Here is an 18,906-nt window from a genome sequence, read left to right as displayed (position 1 = left end):
TTATGTTGGATAGGTGTTGTTTAAAGAAGAAAGGTTGGGACTACATGCAGCTAAAAATGAAGTTAGGTTTAATTATATCTTTGATCTCATTAAGTATGATCATTGGATGTAATAGTAATCATGAAGGTATGGATATGGGGAATGACTATCCCATGACACCCATAGAAGTTGAATTGAGTATTCAACCAGAACAGATAAAAGTGAATGAGAATGTTATTATTGAAGTTCAAGTGACACAGAATAAAGAAATGGTGACGGATGCTGATAAAGTGCTAATTGAGATTATACCTTCAGAGGCGAATGGTACACATGTTGAATTAGAAGCGTCTCATATAAGTGATGGTTTATATGTTCTTGAGACAAGCTTAGATCAAGCGGATACATATAGCGTGATTTCTCATGTGACTGTTGGAGCGATGCATTCAATGCCAAAGACAAATTTAATTGTAACCGAATAATAAAAAAATGATGATTATCTCCTTATTCTCTCAATCATGAGAATGGAGATTTATTTATATTCACGAACGCTAATTAGAATTTTGTTGTCTTTATTCGTGTTTCACTGGAAAAATGCTTACAAAACATGAGAGTTAGCTTTTATATTGATAGTTATTCTGTTAAACTAATATTTAACGTTTCAGCGGGGGGGAATCAAGATGGGTATAAATATAAAGAGCTTAGAGGAATCTTTAAAAGAGCGAATATTTATTATGGATGGTGCAATGGGTACGATGATCCAACAACAGGATCTTTCACCACAGGACTTCGGTGGAGAAGAGTTGGAGGGTTGTAATGAAATGCTCGTTCTTACTCGACCAGATGTGATTCAAGGAATCCATGAAAGTTATTTGGATGCTGGTGCGGATATGATCGAGACGAATACATTTGGTGCTACATCTGTTGTCCTTGCTGATTATGATATACCTGAGAGAGCTCGTGAAATCAACTTAAAAGCGGCTGAGCTCGCTCGTCGAGCAGTTGATAAATATAGTACGAATGATAAACCACGGTATGTTGTGGGGGCGATGGGGCCAACGACCAAGACATTGTCAGTCACAGGTGGAGTAACATTTAAAGAACTAATCGTTTCTTATGAGGAACAGGCGCTTGCATTAATTGAAGGTGGCGTTGATTTACTTCTATTAGAGACGAGTCAAGACACTTTGAATGTCAAAGCTGGCAGTATCGGTATTCGTCAAGCTTTTGAAACATCAGGTATAACACTACCAATTATGATCTCAGGAACCATTGAACCAATGGGGACGACTTTATCTGGGCAGAACATAGAATCATTCTATATCTCATTGGAGCATCTTAATCCGATTTCTGTGGGGCTTAACTGTGCGACAGGACCGGAATTCATGCGAGATCATATTCGTTCGCTTGCAGCTATGTCTAAGGTTGCTGTAAGTTGTTATCCGAATGCGGGGTTGCCGGATGAAGATGGGAATTATCACGAATCACCAGAGTCCTTATCTAAAAAGATGGCAGCTTTTGCTGAGCAGGGATGGTTGAATATTGCAGGTGGCTGTTGCGGTACAACTCCTGAGCATATCCGAGCGATGGCAGATGTTCTTTCTAAGTATTCACCGCGTCGTGAGTATGGTGATCATCCGCCTGCAATCTCGGGTATAGATGCTGTCTTTGTTGAAGAAGATAACCGTCCCATCATGATTGGTGAACGTACCAATATTTCAGGATCACGCAAATTTAAACGTTTAATAAAAGAAGAGAAGTTTGATGAAGCTTCAGAAATAGCTCGTTCTCAAGTGAAGGGCGGAGCCCAGATTATTGATATCAACCTTCAGGATACAGATATTGATGAGGAATTTGCAGTGAATCATTTCTTGCCCTTGGTTGCGAAAAAAGTCAAAGCTCCTTTGATGATTGACTCCACTTATGATCATATTATCGAGTTAGGACTTCAATATTCTCAAGGGAAAGCGATAATTAACTCTATTAACCTTGAAGATGGTGAAGTTAAATTCGAGTCTATTGTTCCACTTATACATCGTTATGGAGCAGCAGTTGTCTGCATTCTTATCGATGAAAGAGGTCAAGCCGTAACGCGTGAAGCTAAGCTTGAAGTAGCAACTCGATCTTATGAACTCCTTGTTCATAAATATGGTGTTAAAGCAGAGGATATTATTTTTGATCCTAATATGTTCCCTGTTGGTTCAGGAGATCCTCAATACATCGGTTCTGCTGTAGAAACGATTGAAGGAATACGTTTGATTAAAGAAAAATATCCAGAAGTTAAAACGATTCTTGGGCTGAGCAATATCTCATTTGGGTTGCCAGATGCAGGACGTGAAGTTCTAAATTCAGTGTATTTATTTGAATGTACGAAAGCAGGACTTGACTACGCTATCGTGAATACGGAAAAGCTAGAGAGATATGCTTCCATTTCTGCGGAAGATCGCCGACTTGCTGAGGCCTTAATTTTTAATACGAATGATGAGACTTTAGCAGAGTTTGTAGCTGCTTTTCGTGAGAAGAAGGTTGTTAACAAAGAAAAAGTATCTAATCTATCCTTAGAAGAGCGTCTTGCTTCTTATGTCGTTGAAGGAACTAAAGAAGGATTAATTCCTGATTTAGGTGAAGCTCTGAAAAAATATACCGCATTAGAAGTCATTAACGGACCACTGATGGATGGTATGGCGGAAGTGGGCAGATTGTTTAATAATAATGAGCTCATTGTTGCGGAAGTATTACAGAGTGCTGAAGTTATGAAAGCATCTGTCACCTATCTTGAAGATTTTATGGAGAAGAATGAGACTAGTATTAAAGGTAAAATCATGTTAGCTACTGTAAAAGGTGATGTACATGACATCGGAAAGAACTTAGTAGAGATTATACTATCTAATAATGGCTATCAAATTATAAATCTAGGAATTAAAGTACCACCAGAGAAAATTATTGAAGCCTATCGAGAAGAGAAAGCAGATATCATTGGATTGTCGGGTTTACTTGTGAAATCTGCTCAACAAATGGTGATTACGGCTCAGGACTTGAAGAATACTGGGATTGATGTGCCTATCATGGTTGGTGGGGCTGCCCTTACACGGAAATTCACCAAAACTCGGATTAAGCCAGAGTATGATGGTATGGTTGTATACGCTAAGGACGCTATGGATGGACTTGATATTGCGAATAAGCTCATGGATCCAACGCAACGTGAAGAAATGCGAGTGAAGATGCAAGAGGAGTTAGAAGCTTTTGAGGCGTCAAAACAAGAAGTTACAGAATTACCACAATTAACTCGGGCAGTGAAGTCTAGTATTGCAACTGATAATCCAGTGTTGATACCGCCAGATACTGAACGTCATGTTCTGCGTAACTATCCAATATCTCATATTATGCCTTACGTTAATATGCAGATGCTGATGGGTCACCACCTTGGGTTACGTGGATCAGTGGAACAATTATTGGCAGAAGGTAACGAGAAGGCCGTTTCATTAAAAGGAACGGTTGATACGATCATGAATGAAGCATTGCAGGATGCGATTATTCAAGCTCATGCCATTTATCGCTTCTTCCCAGCGCAATCTAATGGGAATGATATCATCGTTTATGATCCAAATGATCAATCGAAAGTGCTTCATACATTCACATTCCCACGTCAGCGAGTGGAACCATATCTTTGCCTTGCAGATTTCCTGAAATCAGTCGATAGCGGAGTTATGGATTATGTTGGATTCCTAATTGTAACTGCAGGCCACGGGATTTCGAAAATGTCTACTGAAATGAAAGATAATGGCGATTATTTAAGATCGCATGCTCTGCAAGCTGTTGCCTTAGAAACAGCAGAAGGATTAGCTGAACGAATTCATCATATGATTCGCGATTCATGGGGATTCCCTGATCCAGCTGAAATGACAATGAAGCAACGTCATGGTGCACGATATCAAGGGATTAGAGTATCGTTTGGTTATCCAGCATGTCCAGATTTAGAAGATCAAGGTCCATTGTTTAAATTGTTACAACCTGAGGATATTGGAATTGAGTTAACTGAAGAATTTATGATGGAACCTGAAGCTTCTGTCTCAGCGATGGTATTCAGTCATCCTCAAGCCCAGTACTTTAATGTTGAGAAAGCTTAGTATTAGATAAGATACCATAGCTTACACTAGTATTAAGATCCTTCTATTTCATGGAGGATCTTATGCTGAGTTGTTGGAAGGAGTGAATGGTCATCATGGAGTTGCTATTTCTAGGTACCAATGCGGGAGTTCCATCTTTACAGAGGAATGTAACGGCGATTGCGCTTCGTCTATTAGAGGAAAGACGTTCTTTCTGGTTGTTTGATTGTGGAGAAGCGACACAACATCAAATCTTAAAGTCTCCATTAAAACTAAGTAAACTCGAGAAGATTTTCATTACACATTTACATGGTGATCATATATTTGGTCTACCTGGGTTGCTTGCAAGTCGAAGTAATCAAGGTGGTAAATCTCCATTAACTATTTATGGTCCTCTTGGGATTAAGAAATTCATAGAAACCACGATGAACCTTAGCCAATCTAGGATGGATTATGTACTTGACATAGTGGAGCATGATGGGGGTATGATCTTTGAAGACGAGACATTCGCTGTCTATTCTGAAATGCTAGAGCATCGTATCCAATGTTATGGATATCGTGTCATAGAAAAAGATCGAAATGGTAGTCTTAATCTACCGTTATTACAATCCTATGGATTAAAACCTGGGCCAGATTATGGGAAAATCAAACGTGGTGAGAGTATTGTACTGGAGAATGGCCAAGTGATACGGCCTGAAGACGTTTTGGGAGCTCCCAAAAAGGGTCTGATTGTAACTATTTTGGGTGATACTCGACCTTGTCCTTCCGTGATCAATTTAGCGAAGCATGCAGATGTACTTGTACACGAAGCAACCTTTCTTAATGAAATGGTTGATACAGCGTATGAATATTATCATAGTACCGCATTACAAGCAGCAACAGCAGGACGGCAGGCAGAAGTTAAGCATTTGATTCTTACGCATTTTAGTTCTCGCTATAAAGATATGGAGCAACTGGATAAAGTTCTTGCTGAAGCCCAATCTGTGTTTCCGAATACGAGCCTAGCAGAGGAATTTATCATATATCCTATTGAACGAAGTTGATAAATTACTGTTTCGTACAGGAAATATCTAGAATTATTTTCCGGGAAAGCGCAGGAAATGACACTACATTCCATATTTAGTTGCGGGATTTATTCTACGCTTCGATGATTTACGACGAATGCCGAGTGTAATTGATTTTATATGCTGGTATCGTGATAAGATGCCATAATAGAGGAATAAGGAAAGGAAATTCATTGGTAATGAAAAGACATAAAGCACTGTTAATCGATTTAGATGGGACACTTTATCATGGAAGACATATGATTGAAGGTGCTGATGTTTTCATTCGTACATTGAAGGACAATCATATTCCACATTTATTTGTAACTAATAACTCGAGTCGTACGCCAGAAGCTGTAGCAGCTCTATTGAATAGTATGGGGATTCAAGCTGAAACTAAAGAGGTGTGTACATCATCACAAGCAACAGCCAAATATATAGCTGCAAGAACACCTAATGCAAGAGTTACTATCCTTGGAGAAGATGGTCTTCGTAGTGCACTTACCCAAGCTGGTTTGGAGGAAGTGGATCAAGATCCACAATATGTGGTGCAAGGAATTGATAGAAATTTTTCATATCATGCGCTTGCTTCAGCAATGCGCTGGATAAGTGAGGGTGCTCAGTTTATTTTAACGAACCCAGATTTACAACTTCCATCTGATGATGGGGTAGCCCCAGGTGCAGGTACACTTGCCGCTGCAATTGAAGCGGGCTCAGGAGTGAAACCAATCGTTATTGGTAAACCTTCCAGCCATTTGATGAGTTATGCTACAGATATTCTGGGTATGATGCCTGAAGATGTCATCGTCGTAGGTGATAATATGCGTACAGATATTTCAGCTGGAGCTGCTGCTGGTTGTGAAACGATTCTAGTTCTCACGGGAATTACAACAGAATCAAGCTTGCAGGAAGATATTCGCATTGCAGGTGTTGAGCCCAATGTCATTTGTAAGGATTTACATGATCTTCTTCGTCACATATCTGATGATATGTTAGGCTCATAATATGAACTTTGCTTATCTTATATGTATTTAATAATGGTATAGAATCACTTGAGGACATCATAACATTGAAAAGAGGCGTATACAGAATGCCAGAGATGCCTGAATTAGAAAATATTCGAAAATTATTATCTGACCAAATCGTGAACCTCCCGATTTTAAATGCAAAAGTAAATAAAGAAGGTTCCATTAATATAGTAGCCGATGACTTTGCATCGGAGCTGCAGGATAGAAAAGTTATTTTTGTTGAACGGCGGGGGAAATTACTTAACTTTCATTTAGATAATGGCCGTCGATTGTTAGTAAACCTGATGGTTGGTGGTTCGATATTTTATGGTAATCAAGAGGATCTACCAAGCCGTAATACACATGTAGAAATTAGCTTTGGAGAGAATATATTGTTTTTCGTATTAGCTCGTTCTGGTTATGTACATTTATTGTCTGCCAAGGAAGCTGGAGAAGTACTAGCTGAGTTAGGTATGGATGTTTGGGATCGTAGAATGAATATAGAGCGATTCATCCATGCGGTTAAAGGTCGACGTGGAGCTTTAAAAACATTATTGGTCAACCAAAACGTGATATCAGGTATAGGGAATCGTTATGCTGATGAAATAGCCTTCAAAGCAGGACTATTACCATCAGTTAAAGTCCAGGAACTTGAGAATGAAGCACTTGGAAATTTATATCACGCTATGAAATCGGTTCTGTCTGATGCAGTGGAAACGGGTGGTGTTATAAACGTACCTCTTATGACAGCAGACTCAATTACAGGTCATTATAAATTACAGGTGTATGATCGCGCAGGAGAGAATTGCGAACAATGTTCAGGATCAATAGATCGGGTAGAATTGAATGGGCGAAAGGCATTCTTTTGTCCAATTTGCCAGCATGAATAATGAAGATTTAGTTCATTTATACTTAGATGATATGCGTCGCTGTCCTAAGGGGTTCGCATTAGCGCGCACCGGAGAAGAATGTATCATGTTACTTCGCGAATGCAAAGTCGATATTTTATCATTAGATTATGAACTTGGATTTGAGAGTAAGATGTGTGGAAGGGACGTTGTCATGGCTATCATTCTTGAAAAATTGTATCCAAGAGAAGTGTACCTTCATACTTCTAGTATGTTTGGCAAAAGAGAGATGTACCAGTTGTTATATGAGCATAAACCAGCAGATATGATTCTTCATAATGGTCCCATGAGTGATGAGACACTACATCGTATCGCTAAAGCAGTTGATCAGGCATGAGGGAGTTAAATGAACAAGATGTACGTATAGAACTGGACGGTAGAGGGATATCGAATGCGATATATCTATATACTCCGTTATGTGGTACTTGTAATGCAGCGAGACGAATGCTTGAAGTTGCTGAATATTTACTTCCTGAAGATGCTATCTCAGCGGCAAATGTTAATATAATGCCTCAAATAGCTCAGGATTTCCAGATTAGAAGCGTGCCAGCCTTACTCTTGTTGAGTTCAGATAGTAAAGCAACACCAAGTGTACACTATCGTATGGGTTCAGTAGAAGAGTTATTAAGTGCTATAAGGAGTGTGATAGAATGATATCTATGCAGCATATTTTCTTACAAAGAGAGAATGATACTATTCTAAATGACGTATCACTCGAGATAAAGAGCGGTGAGAATTGGGCCATCCTTGGACGAAATGGTTCAGGGAAGACGACGCTCTTAGAAATGATGACGGGGTACCTCTTTCCTAGTCGTGGTCGTGTCGAAGTAATGGGGAATGTCTACGGGCAATGTGATATTCGTGAGGTGCGTAAAAGTATCGGATATATCAGTCCTTCCCTATTAGAGAAGTTATCTCTGAGCGATCCCGTATGGGAGGTTGTCGCTACCGGTGCATTTGCCTACTTGCGCTTCTACGAAGTAATCCCTCAAGCGGTTAAGGAAAATGCGTATCGATTGTTAGAGGAGATGGGGATCGCTAGATTGGCGGAGCATCCGCTCAGTACGTTATCCCAGGGAGAACGTAAAAAGGTGCTATTGGCCCGGTGTTTAATGGGTGATCCTAAGCTACTCATTATGGACGAGCCATGCGCAGGTCTTGATCTGTTTGAACGGGAAAAGATGTTGATTGAAGTAGATCGATTACGTCAGCGTGATATAACGGTTGTGTATGTAACCCATCATGTTGAAGAAATCGTTCCACTATTTACACATGTTGCGCTTATTAAAGATGGTAAGCTAGCTGGTGCAGGACCAAAAGAACTAGTTCTAAATAAAGAAATGATAATGCGTACCTATGAAATTCCAGTTGAACTGGAATGGGATGGTGGTCGTCCCTGGATCAAGGTAACTTCTGGAGGTTAATCCAACTTGGATGAAAATAATGAAACACAACAAACAAGGTTTATTTGTACGGCTAATCATGGTTTCGCACCATTTGCACAGGAAGAATTAAGACGGTTGTTCGGCAGCGTTAAGAGTACTGTACTTGTCTCTGGTGAAGTATTCCTAGTGAGTGTATCATATACTTGGAATGAAATAGCTTCGATGATTGCTAAGCAAGCACCTATCTTCGTGCGTCATATTCAGCCTGTTGCGATCGAGATTGAGACTGATGAATTAGTTAGTGGACTTAATGATCTGAAAAGTTATGTACTTGCTCAACAAGAATTACACGATACAAGCGTATCTCTACAAGTACGTAAATCTGAGCATAGCCTAAGTGAAGTAAATGCCGGTGCATTACGTGAACAAATGGTTGTAGATTGGGAAGAATTACACGCAACATTTACAGTCCAGGATGCAGAATGGATTCTGTCCGTATTTGTTTCTGCAGATACGATTTATGCTGGGATATCACTTCCTAAGGATAATATATCCGATTGGAGCGGTGGAGCTGTTCGTTTCCAAAGAGAAGATAGTCAAATATCACGTGCTAAATTCAAATTATTAGAGGCGGAGAAAACCTTTGGAATAGACTTTACAGTTTTTCGTCATGCACTTGATATCGGTGCAGCACCTGGTGGATGGACATCCTTCCTACTCGATCGTGGAATTCATGTAACAGCTGTTGATCCAGCCAAAATGCATGAATCATTAGTTGGACATCCACAACTAAAGATCATGCGTAAGAATGCCTCTGAAGTTAAATTTCGTGACAACCAATTCGATTTATTAGTATGTGATATGAGCTGGAGTCCAAAACAAATGGTGAAACTTGTGAAAGATCTATTGTATAGTTTATCACCGGGGGGTACAGCTATCGTTACGGTTAAGTTAATGCATAAAAAGCCAATGGCTTTAATCAAGGAAGTTATTGCTTCGTTCGAAGAGGATCAAATGCAATTACAATATGCTAAGCAACTCTTTCATAACCGTGACGAAATAACACTTCACATGATTAAGTATTAAAGATATTAACATTTACTTTGGAAAAATTTTGTTTAAATTGTGTGTTGATAATTAGGTTAATCCACCTTGAAAATAAAGGCTTTACAAAATTAGTAAAGATGTACTATACTAATCCCAAAATTAACCAAACAAAACAAACTGGGAAAGCATCCCAAAAAGTTGAAGATTATCGGTAAAGTCCGGGTCTTAACTTTTTAGGATGCTTTCCTTTTTTTGTTGTCCATTGGAGGAGTATATATGATTCAACGTGCCATTCATCATCAAGGACATGTCATAGGTGGTAGGTATCAAGTTCAACAGAACATTGGATCTGGAGGGATGAGTCATGTTTATTTAGTAGATGACCTGAAATTATCAGGTAAGCAATGGGCGGTGAAGCAGTGTTTCTTATTACAAGATCAACACAACAATATTGAAGATGAGGCTGAATTGTTGACCACTCTTAGTCATCCGCGACTTCCACGGATCGTAGATTTTTTTCCACCTGATGGAAGTGGGGATTCCTATTTGGTTATGGATTATATCCATGGGGTGACGTTGGAGAAATATTTCTTATCTCATCATAGAAAATTGAAATCTGATTTCATCCTCCAAATAGCCCAACAAGCAATTGAAGTACTGGAATATTTGCATAAACATGATCCACCCATTGTATTTCGTGACTTGAAGCCATCAAATATTATGCTGACTTCAAATCTAGAGTTACGACTAATTGACTTTGGGATCGCGAGAAATTACAAACAGGAACAAGATCAAGATACTGTCAAATTGGGGACTGTTGGTTTTGCAGCACCAGAACAATACGGTAGTGGACAAAGTGATGCAAGATCCGATTTATATGGCTTAGGCGCTTTACTGCTATATCTTGTAACAGAAGGGGCACATAGTGAATGGTCAGAGGGTGTTGAGAATAGAATTCGATCTGACTTTCCTAAAGGGAAAATACCCATCTTAAGAAAACTTCTGCAAATTGTTCCTGATGATCGATATCAATCTACCGATGAAGTTAGGTTTGCACTGTTTCCTACGACTCAGACGAGAGAGCAAAATCATAATCAATCATATCGGGAAATGAAAGGTATACATCTGGGGACTCATGTCATTGCCGTAATGGGTGTAAGTAGTGGTGTTGGAACGACACATACTGCCATAAGTGTTGTTCATTATCTAGCTAGATTATTTAAAAAGGTTGCTATTGTTGAGTTAGATGAGGATTCAATAAGCTTTAGTAGGATACAACAAATTGTAGAAGGTACTAGCATTTATACGAATAAGCAAGATCTTCAATTCTCTGTTGAAGGTGTTGATTACTACCGTCAGGCAACGAGTGCCAAAGTCATAGAGTTACTTAGTAGTGGCTATAATTTTATTGTATTGGATATGGGATCGTACGTAAAAAGTGATCGGTTGGATGAATTTCTACGCGCTGATATCCCTCTTCTAGTAGGGTGGGGATCTGAATGGAAATTGCAGGATTTGGAAGAGTTAATTAAGAGTTTAATGAAATATCATCAGAATAAATGGGTTTATTGTATTCCCCTCGCACCATTGGATGCAGTAAAACGGCTTCGGAAGAAAATAAGTTCTACAAAGGTGTATACCTTGCCTTTACATGTAGATCCATTTGATCGTAGTGGGGAAATGGATAAGGTACTTAACAAAATTCTACATGGATATGTTCCTTCATTACAGAAAGGTAAGAGATTTCGCTTCGGAGTTGGATCACGATCACAATGAACTCGTTATTAAATATTGGAAGGATGAAAATCATGAGTACAATTGCATTTTGGAGTCCTCTACTTGGTGGAAGTGGGAATACCGCACATGCTGCTGCTGTTGCCGCCATGATTGGCTTAGAGTCTCGTATTAGAGTGTTACTTGGTCATGGTGGAGTAGTTGGAGAACGCTTAGAGAGAGCTTTTCATATTGGGGAAAATTCCATAAATCAGTCCATCCCAACAATTCATGATTTCGGTATGGATGCTTTAGAAAGATTAAGTTTAAATCGAAGACTAAATAAGGAGAATATTCGTGATTATACTATTCCTTTAATATATGAAGGATTAGATTTTGTTACTGGGAATGCGAAGCGGGAAGGGACATTACCTGGTTATCGAGCATCTATATTACCAACAATTCTCGCTTGTGCTAATAAATACTATGATCTTGTCTTAATGGATGCAGGATGTGGAAAAGATGAACTTGATCTCAGGGGCGATGGAGCTATTTTAAATTCAGCTGATTTGATAGTCATTAGCTTGACGCAAAATATTCAAGTTCTAGAGAGTTTTTTCGCTGGGAGGCTACTTCCGACAGCGTTACAGAACAAACCATACCTCATAGTCTTGAGCAGGTATGATCATGACTCACATTATAACATTCATCATATTAAGAGAAGATTTGGGTATGATGGAGTGATTTATGGCATTCCATATTCAACTGCATTTTTTGATGCGTGGAATATGGGAGCAGTTATACCATTTATGCATCGCAGCCGACATAACCATTCACAAAAATCTGCATTACCCTTTTATGAAAGTGTTCGTACATTAGCCAAAGTTATTATGGAAAATCATAATCTGTGTAAATCAGTTGAACTCGATCAGAGGAATGTTATTTAAGAATCAATTTCATAATTACGCAAATCTATTTATATATAGTCCTCATTTAAGCTGCATAAGCGATTATGAAATTGATTCAAGAATTATTAAATTAGGGGTGTTTAGAAGTGTCGAAGATAAGGCAGCGGACCAAAAATCTTATTATTGCTGGTTTAGTTGGTGCAATCTCTATGGGGGTAATCGCTTCTGGTGGAGCAATTTATATGATTAATCATCAGGCGGAAGAGCAAAAAAAAATAAGAATTGAATATGAAACAAAGATGAAAGAAACTGAGAAGTTGCTAATAAATCAGGACGCTGAAATGAAAAAGGTAGTTGTTACTACAAAGGTATTACCAGCTGGTATCGCCTTATCGGAGAACGATTTAAAGATCATTCAGATAACAAAAGAAGATGCTCCAGTTAATACGGTTGAATCCAAAAAAGATTTGATCGGAAAAATAATTAAAATAGACGTTGGTGAGAATACGCCACTAATTCAATCATTAGTATTCGAAGAAGAAGCTACACCTAATGATCTTCGTGAGCAGGAATATAATGTTATGACATTACCTACAAAGATTGAAAAAGGGCAGTTTGTAGATGTTCGGATTACATTTCCTACAGGGGAAGATTTCATCGTACTATCTAAGAAAAAAATAAGTGACGTTTCTGGTGCCACCGTATGGTATAACGTCAACGAAGCTGAGCTACTAGCGATGTCTAGTGCAACAGTTGATGCATACCTAAATAGCGCCACGCTCTATGCAACAACGTATACAGATCCATTTATGCAAGATAAGGCTATTGAAAATTACCCGATAAATTTGAACGTTATTGATCTTATTCAATCTGATCCTAATGTATTAAAGAAAGCTATTGAATCTCTGAAAAAGTCGGTTAGAAAAAAGCTTGAATTAAACCTCTCTCAGATGGATGAAGCAGACAAAATGAAAGTTAAGAATGACAGTTCAATAGTACAACAACGGGTAACAGAAGGGTCAATATCCAATAATCCAAACAATGGGGTTACACTTGACTCTCAAAAAACACAGAAATCTGAATTTGATAATTCGGACAACACACAGATAACATTGGATGAAATAGAACCGGTTCATAAAGGAGAAATAGTTCAATCTATCAACTCTGAAGAGGATCAAGTTGCAGTAGATGGTAAACAGGTTGATGTATTTGATCAACCATTAGTTAAATAAGGAAGGAGTATTCAAGTGAAATATGGTTTATTCATAGGAGTCTCAGATATTAGTGATTTAATCCATTATCTAAGTAAAGTCATAACAAATGCCGGACAGAAAGTTCTCCTTGTCGATGCGACATTAGAGAAATATACATTGCTTGGAACTCCCATTCCTAATAAGGATATGAAGGTAATCGATTTTGAAGGATTTGATGTAGTTAGTGGATTCTCCAACCTAAGTGATTTAGAACAATTTCTCTCCGAGATAAATACTTATAATCAAGTCATCATTCATTGTGGTACACCTTATTTTTTGAAACATGAAGAACTGTTAAGGATCGATAAGAAATATGTCGCTGTAACTGCTGAGAATTGGAGTATTCAAAAAACGGTAGAGATTATGAAATCCTTCTATGAAGATGAAAAAGGGAACAACCGAAGTGATCACTACACTAAAATATCTCTGAATAATGTGGATACCAGCATTGCCGACAATTATCTAGAAACAGTGTTATCAGATTGTACGATCAGTTGGGCAGAGGAGCCTTTCGAACTTCTGTTCGATGAGATTGATTATGCAACAAAAATCAATAATCAACATCAAGGGAAAATTAACATGAAGAAACTTTCAAAGAATTATAAACATGTAATTCAACTTCTAACAAAAGAGTTAACAAATCTTAATGATAAGGATATTAAAAAAGCTATGAAACTAGCAATGAGGAGGAACTAGATATGGGACAAGTAGCATTTTGGAGTAATTGGCATGGACAAACAGGAAATTCTGCAAATATGATCGCAGTTTCAATGTTAATTGGAACAGAATATCTTGCGAGGACCATAATGAGTCATACCCATTGGGAGATGTCTACATTGGAGAGCACATTAATCAAGGAAAGAAGACTAAATCACGGGTTCGAACTAGAATATATGAACCATGGAATCGATGCACTCGAAAGATTAGCTAAGGTCAATCGTCTGGAGCCTTCTAAAGTTAAAGACTATTGTGTACCCATTTTACGGGATCGATTAGATCTAATCGTAGGGACTTCAAAACCATCAGAAGAAATGTATGTTGCTGTCAATGGCGTCATTGGGTCAATTCTTAATGCTGCCAAATCGTATTATGATTTATCTTTCATTGATGTGCATAGTGGAACAAGAAATGTACTGACGAATTCAGTTCTAACTTCGTCCGATCTGATTGTAGTAAACCTAAATCAAAATATTAATGTATTGAATGATTTCTTTAACAATTCTCAAGGTTTTCTTATGGAAAAGAAATATATCATCGTTATAGGCCAATATGATGCTAATTCAAAGTACACCGTTTCTAATATCAAAAGAATATATAAATGTGATATTCCTATTTATACAGTTCCTCATTTATCAGGATTTATGGATGCATGTAATGATAAATCTGTAGTGGAATTTTTCTTGAAAAATCAAAATGTTAGAAATAATCATGAGAATAACATATTCATGACGGAAGTAAGAAAACTGGCAAAAGGGATCATGAATGCAATCGGGATAGATACAAGGATTTTTTGTAAGAAGGGGGCCTAAAACTTCAATGAGTCTGGGCTATATCATCAACATTGCATTCATATTACTCATTCTTTTTCTGGTTGGGGTAGTCATTTTTTTCAAATTAACGGATAAAAGAAAACAACAAAGGGATCCTCATGAACTAGATAAAAAATATACGATTGGCGGGATGATTGAATATATCAGATTTGCCTTTGATGATATGACAAAAACTAATCTCGAACATTTAGGATTATCTGAAGAGGAGTATATACGTCGAACAAACCAGATGCTACAGCTTAAACAGTCTCTTAAAGGGAGTACCTACGGAGATCTACAAGATAAACGCTACGTCCAAGAAACGATGTTCGACCTATTCCTGAACAATTATAGTCTGAATGAAGAGAATATTAATTGGGTTATACCTTTCAATAATAAGAAGGACCTGACTCACCAGGACAAATTCGAGATCATAATACACCATTATAAGAAAAAACATCGATTCGATGCACTTACTGAATTTATCGAGTCGCATAATCTAGCAAATCTGAAGAATGTCCATGAAGATGCAAATTCGGAATCATATATTATTACTCCAGAAGAAATCGATGATGCTTATAGAAAGGAAGGCATTGTTCCGAGTTTTGAAGATAAGCTTTATATCATTGTTCAACGGATTTATCAACAATTCAAAGGTTTTAGTGTGATCGATGAGATTCGTGATATGCGAATTGATGGAGTATCAGGTGGAGTATCAGGTACTCCTATCAGTCAACTTGCGCCAGATGATGGCATGATCCACTTGGCCGAACAAATGAACCGAAATACACGTATGATGGCACATGATAGTATCTGGATATTTTACAAAGGAAAGTCGATACATCTGTCTTTCTTAACCTTTGGTTCTGAGAGTGAATTGATCAGAGTGTGTCAGAATATTTACAAATATAAAAATCCTGGGCAACTCTCTGAGCATAATGGATACAAAGTAAATGAAATGAAGGATGGCTCTAGAATTGTCGTTGTTCGTCCCCCTTTTTCAGAATCATGGGCTTTTTTTGTCAGGAAATTTGATACTCAAAGTGCGACACTAGAACAACTGATTAATCCGAATATTGTAAATCGTGAACTATCGATAAAGCTATTATCATTCCTTATAAAAGGTGGACGAGTCACTGCGATTACGGGGTCACAAGGTAGTGGGAAAACGACTTTGCTAATGGCTCTAGTTAATTATATTAATGCTTCATACACTTTGCGGGTTCAAGAGATGTCATTTGAGTTGCATCTCCGGAAGATCTACAAATGGAGAAATATTCTGACCATTAGAGAGACGGATACAATCTCAGGCCAAGAAGGACTTGATTTACAAAAGAAAACGGATGGTACCGTGAATATTCTTGGAGAAGTTGCCACAGATCCGGTAGCAGCATGGATGATTCAAATTACTCAGGTTGCAAGTTTATTCACTATATTTACTCACCATGCCAAGACGTTTCCGAATCTCATATATTCCCTTCGTAATTCTTTATTAAAAACAAATATATTTAATGATGAAAAAATAGCTGAAGAAGAAGTTGTTCGAGTCATCAACTTTAATATTCATTTAACGAAAGATCCGGATGGGACAAGAACGATTTCACGAGTTACAGAGTGTATTCCTATGAAGCATGAATCGCTCAAAATAGATTTTGAGAGTATCAATAATCCTGAGGAACGGACCCAAGCGTTCTTTCAAGCGACGACTGAATACTATAATCGCAGTATGGATCGTAAAGTGTTCGATGAATCGAATATTATCGTCTATCAGAATGGTGAGTATATTGCTGTGAATCCAATCTCTGAGAGAAATACAATCGAAATGTTGGAATTGATGTCACCGAGTGATCAAGAAGAATTCCATGAATTCATTAAGGAATTCTGGGGGTGAAAGATAATTGGATATGAAAGAAATTGCACTAATCATCTTATTCGTTTCTATACCAACAAGTATTGTTCTATATATTCTTGTGAAAATTCTAGCTAGAAGAGCAGACAGAAATGGCTTTAGTGAAGTTTTCAAAAGCTATGAGGATCTTGTGGATTCAAATAAACCCAATTGGAAAAAGAAGTTCAACAATTTCATGCAGGATTCATATCATGCTTATTTCAAAATTCCCGTGCTCCGTGCATATGTTCTAAAAATTAGGAGGAGATTACAAGCCATTCATTCCTATGATGAAATGACGATGCGAAGAGAGACTATGAAAATTGTCTTTTCAACACTTGGGATTATGACCACTGCAATACTGATTCTATTGTTATTTAATCAAGATATTACCTTTGTATTTATGCTGTTATTAGCTGCTCTCATTATCAATGGTATGTTGATCGATACTTTCATACATAGAGTTGAGGATAGGTTATTAATTCAACTACGGGATCTGAATAAGGATATTCGATACCATTACCACCAATATGGAATGATTGAAGAAGCTCTTATGGAAGCTGCAGATGCAACAAAATCTGAAGCGGGTCTGCATGCTAGGAAAGTCCATGAGATTATTAAGGATGACAGCGAAAACCCAGAGGACAAGCTTGAAAAGTATTATCAATCTGCTCCTAACCGTTTCTTGAAGTCTTTAGCTGGTCTATCGTATTTAGTAAAGGAGTTTGGAGATAAACAAGTCGATAATGGCTCCCTTTACTTAAACAACTTAAATAAACTTAATGAAGAAATAAATTTAGAAATTTTAAAAAGATCTAAATTGCATTATCTCTTCTCAGGCTTAACTATGATTGCTATAGTACCCATTGTTTTTACTAAACCGATACAACTCTGGGCAAGTAATATGTTTCCAGCCATGCAGGAGTTCTATTCAAGTAAGATGGGGTTTATTATTCAGATACTTTGTTTCGCAATCGTATTTCTGTCTTATGTATTGCTAAGGAAAATGCAAGACCAGCAAGAAGGCACTTATGTCGTCGTTGAGAGGAAACGACCATGGGAAAAAATTGCATTAAAAATACCGATGGTAGATTGGTTCGTATATCGGCTTACACCTTCTAGAAGTACACCTGAGCATTTCAAGATAAGTCGATTATTGAAGGATGCAAATGCGGGTTATCCAATCAACTGGCATTATCTTCATCGATTGATACTCTGTCTCGTTCTTTCAATCGGAATGCTGGGATCCTTTGTGGCAATGCATTTCATTGCTATTAACAATGTGATGAACAACCCTACTTCTAATGGATCATTATTCGGAAAGATGTCGGAGAAAGATCTCCAGGATTCACTTACCCTTACTGAGTTTGATAGCCAGATCATACTTCAGTTGAAGGAGGTGAATAAAGAACACCTAAGGGATCATGTCGTACAGCAAATAAAACAAGATGAGAATATCGCAACTGATGCCACACTTATAAATGCTTCTGTTGAGAGAATTATTGAAAAAATGAATAAGATTGATTCCGAGTATCTAAAATGGTGGGAAATATTGATATGTGTATTGATGGGATCATTTGGTTATCAGATGCCATATTGGATTCTGCTCTTCCAGAAAAAAATGAGAGCTATGGATATGCAGAATGAAGTAGATCAATTTCATACGATTATTGCTATGTTATCTGAAATCGACCGAGTATCGGTTGAGATTATTCTAGAATGGATGGAACGATTCTCATCTATATTCAAAGCTCCGCTACACACTTGTATTATTAACTTCGAGAGCGGAGCTGAACAATCTCTTGAAAAATTGAAGATAGACGCACCTTTTGTACCTCTTGTCAGAACAGTAGAAAGTTTACTGTTAGCTGTTGAGAGAATACCTATCAAACAAGCATTTGATGATCTTGAATCAGAAAGAAACTACAATTATGAGCAACGTAAACTGAATTATGAAAGAATGATTGACTCGAAAGCTAACTGGGGGAGAATCATCGGTTTTTCTCCGCTGTACACCGTTATTTTTCTTTACTTGGTCATCCCACTTATCTATATGAGTTTCACCCAAATGGGAGTCTACTACGATCAAATTAACAAATTATAAATATGTACCTTAAATTATAAGAACTATTAGGAGGAAATA

General features: G+C 37.7%; 16 protein-coding genes. All 16 read left to right on the top strand.

Annotated elements, in window-relative coordinates; genetic code table 11:
* Positions 1-44 precede the first annotated feature (44 nt).
* The 16 genes from LPB68_RS02130 (at position 45) to LPB68_RS02055 (ending at position 18,867) form a co-directional block, all read left to right on the top strand.
* Positions 45-458, top strand: coding sequence for a FixH family protein (locus tag LPB68_RS02130; protein ID WP_068658298.1), 414 nt, complete (start codon positions 45-47; stop codon positions 456-458).
* Positions 459-656: 198 nt separating this feature from the next.
* The gene (gene metH / locus LPB68_RS02125; RefSeq protein WP_418303814.1) at positions 657-4,103 is read left to right on the top strand and encodes a methionine synthase; all 3,447 of its coding nucleotides are present in this window, start codon (positions 657-659) and stop codon (positions 4,101-4,103) included.
* A gap of 95 nt (positions 4,104-4,198) precedes the next feature.
* Positions 4,199-5,125, top strand: coding sequence for a ribonuclease Z (gene rnz / locus LPB68_RS02120; protein WP_068658300.1), 927 nt, complete (start codon positions 4,199-4,201; stop codon positions 5,123-5,125).
* A gap of 200 nt (positions 5,126-5,325) precedes the next feature.
* Entirely contained in the window at positions 5,326-6,129 is an 804-nt protein-coding gene (locus LPB68_RS02115; protein WP_068658302.1) for a TIGR01457 family HAD-type hydrolase, read from the top strand.
* An 86-nt stretch (positions 6,130-6,215) separates the two neighbouring features.
* The gene (locus LPB68_RS02110) at positions 6,216-7,022 is read left to right on the top strand and encodes an Fpg/Nei family DNA glycosylase (RefSeq protein ID WP_068658304.1); all 807 of its coding nucleotides are present in this window, start codon (positions 6,216-6,218) and stop codon (positions 7,020-7,022) included.
* A complete protein-coding gene (locus LPB68_RS02105; protein WP_237087908.1) occupies positions 6,979-7,377 on the top strand; it encodes a cyclic-phosphate processing receiver domain-containing protein in 399 nt (132 codons plus the stop codon). The genes LPB68_RS02110 and LPB68_RS02105 overlap by 44 nt, the downstream gene beginning before the upstream one ends.
* On the top strand, positions 7,374-7,694 hold the full coding sequence (locus LPB68_RS02100; RefSeq protein ID WP_068658307.1) for a YbbN family protein: 321 nt from the start codon (positions 7,374-7,376) through the stop codon (positions 7,692-7,694). The genes LPB68_RS02105 and LPB68_RS02100 overlap by 4 nt, the downstream gene beginning before the upstream one ends.
* A complete protein-coding gene (locus LPB68_RS02095) occupies positions 7,691-8,464 on the top strand; it encodes an ABC transporter ATP-binding protein (RefSeq protein ID WP_068658309.1) in 774 nt (257 codons plus the stop codon). Before LPB68_RS02100 ends, LPB68_RS02095 begins: the two co-directional genes overlap by 4 nt.
* 6 nt (positions 8,465-8,470) lie before the next feature.
* A complete protein-coding gene (locus LPB68_RS02090) occupies positions 8,471-9,511 on the top strand; it encodes an SAM-dependent methyltransferase (protein ID WP_068658311.1) in 1,041 nt (346 codons plus the stop codon).
* A gap of 237 nt (positions 9,512-9,748) precedes the next feature.
* Entirely contained in the window at positions 9,749-11,248 is a 1,500-nt protein-coding gene (locus LPB68_RS02085; RefSeq protein ID WP_068658318.1) for a protein kinase domain-containing protein, read from the top strand.
* 32 nt (positions 11,249-11,280) lie between these two features.
* Positions 11,281-12,132 (top strand): hypothetical protein, encoded by an 852-nt coding sequence (locus LPB68_RS02080; RefSeq protein WP_068658320.1) that lies wholly within the window; start codon positions 11,281-11,283, stop codon positions 12,130-12,132.
* 107 nt (positions 12,133-12,239) lie between these two features.
* Positions 12,240-13,325, top strand: coding sequence for an SAF domain-containing protein (locus tag LPB68_RS02075; protein WP_068658322.1), 1,086 nt, complete (start codon positions 12,240-12,242; stop codon positions 13,323-13,325).
* Positions 13,326-13,340: 15 nt separating this feature from the next.
* Entirely contained in the window at positions 13,341-14,042 is a 702-nt protein-coding gene (locus LPB68_RS02070) for a hypothetical protein (protein WP_068658324.1), read from the top strand.
* A 2-nt stretch (positions 14,043-14,044) separates the two neighbouring features.
* Positions 14,045-14,875 (top strand): P-loop NTPase family protein, encoded by an 831-nt coding sequence (locus LPB68_RS02065; protein ID WP_068658326.1) that lies wholly within the window; start codon positions 14,045-14,047, stop codon positions 14,873-14,875.
* Positions 14,876-14,882: 7 nt separating this feature from the next.
* Complete coding sequence (locus LPB68_RS02060; RefSeq protein ID WP_068658328.1) at positions 14,883-16,766, top strand: ATPase, T2SS/T4P/T4SS family; 1,884 nt, start codon at positions 14,883-14,885, stop codon at positions 16,764-16,766.
* Between the two features lie 7 nt (positions 16,767-16,773).
* A complete protein-coding gene (locus LPB68_RS02055; RefSeq protein WP_068658331.1) occupies positions 16,774-18,867 on the top strand; it encodes a hypothetical protein in 2,094 nt (697 codons plus the stop codon).
* Positions 18,868-18,906 lie beyond the last annotated feature (39 nt).

The organism is Paenibacillus crassostreae (assembly GCF_001857945.1).
Classification (GTDB): domain Bacteria; phylum Bacillota; class Bacilli; order Paenibacillales; family Paenibacillaceae; genus Paenibacillus_AQ; species Paenibacillus_AQ crassostreae.
The sequence above is the reverse complement of the archived record's forward strand: the minus strand, read 5'-3'. Positions and strand labels throughout refer to the sequence as shown.

Coding starts and splice junctions, on each gene's coding strand:
- LPB68_RS02100 (WP_068658307.1), top strand. CDS start 7,374: ATGAGGGAGTTAAATGAACAAGATGTACGTATAGAACTGGACGGTAGA.
- LPB68_RS02115 (WP_068658302.1), top strand. CDS start 5,326: ATGAAAAGACATAAAGCACTGTTAATCGATTTAGATGGGACACTTTAT.
- metH (WP_418303814.1), top strand. CDS start 657: ATGGGTATAAATATAAAGAGCTTAGAGGAATCTTTAAAAGAGCGAATA.
- LPB68_RS02130 (WP_068658298.1), top strand. CDS start 45: ATGCAGCTAAAAATGAAGTTAGGTTTAATTATATCTTTGATCTCATTA.
- LPB68_RS02110 (WP_068658304.1), top strand. CDS start 6,216: ATGCCAGAGATGCCTGAATTAGAAAATATTCGAAAATTATTATCTGAC.
- LPB68_RS02080 (WP_068658320.1), top strand. CDS start 11,281: ATGAGTACAATTGCATTTTGGAGTCCTCTACTTGGTGGAAGTGGGAAT.
- LPB68_RS02095 (WP_068658309.1), top strand. CDS start 7,691: ATGATATCTATGCAGCATATTTTCTTACAAAGAGAGAATGATACTATT.
- LPB68_RS02065 (WP_068658326.1), top strand. CDS start 14,045: ATGGGACAAGTAGCATTTTGGAGTAATTGGCATGGACAAACAGGAAAT.
- LPB68_RS02105 (WP_237087908.1), top strand. CDS start 6,979: ATGGGCGAAAGGCATTCTTTTGTCCAATTTGCCAGCATGAATAATGAA.
- rnz (WP_068658300.1), top strand. CDS start 4,199: ATGGAGTTGCTATTTCTAGGTACCAATGCGGGAGTTCCATCTTTACAG.
- LPB68_RS02085 (WP_068658318.1), top strand. CDS start 9,749: ATGATTCAACGTGCCATTCATCATCAAGGACATGTCATAGGTGGTAGG.
- LPB68_RS02060 (WP_068658328.1), top strand. CDS start 14,883: ATGAGTCTGGGCTATATCATCAACATTGCATTCATATTACTCATTCTT.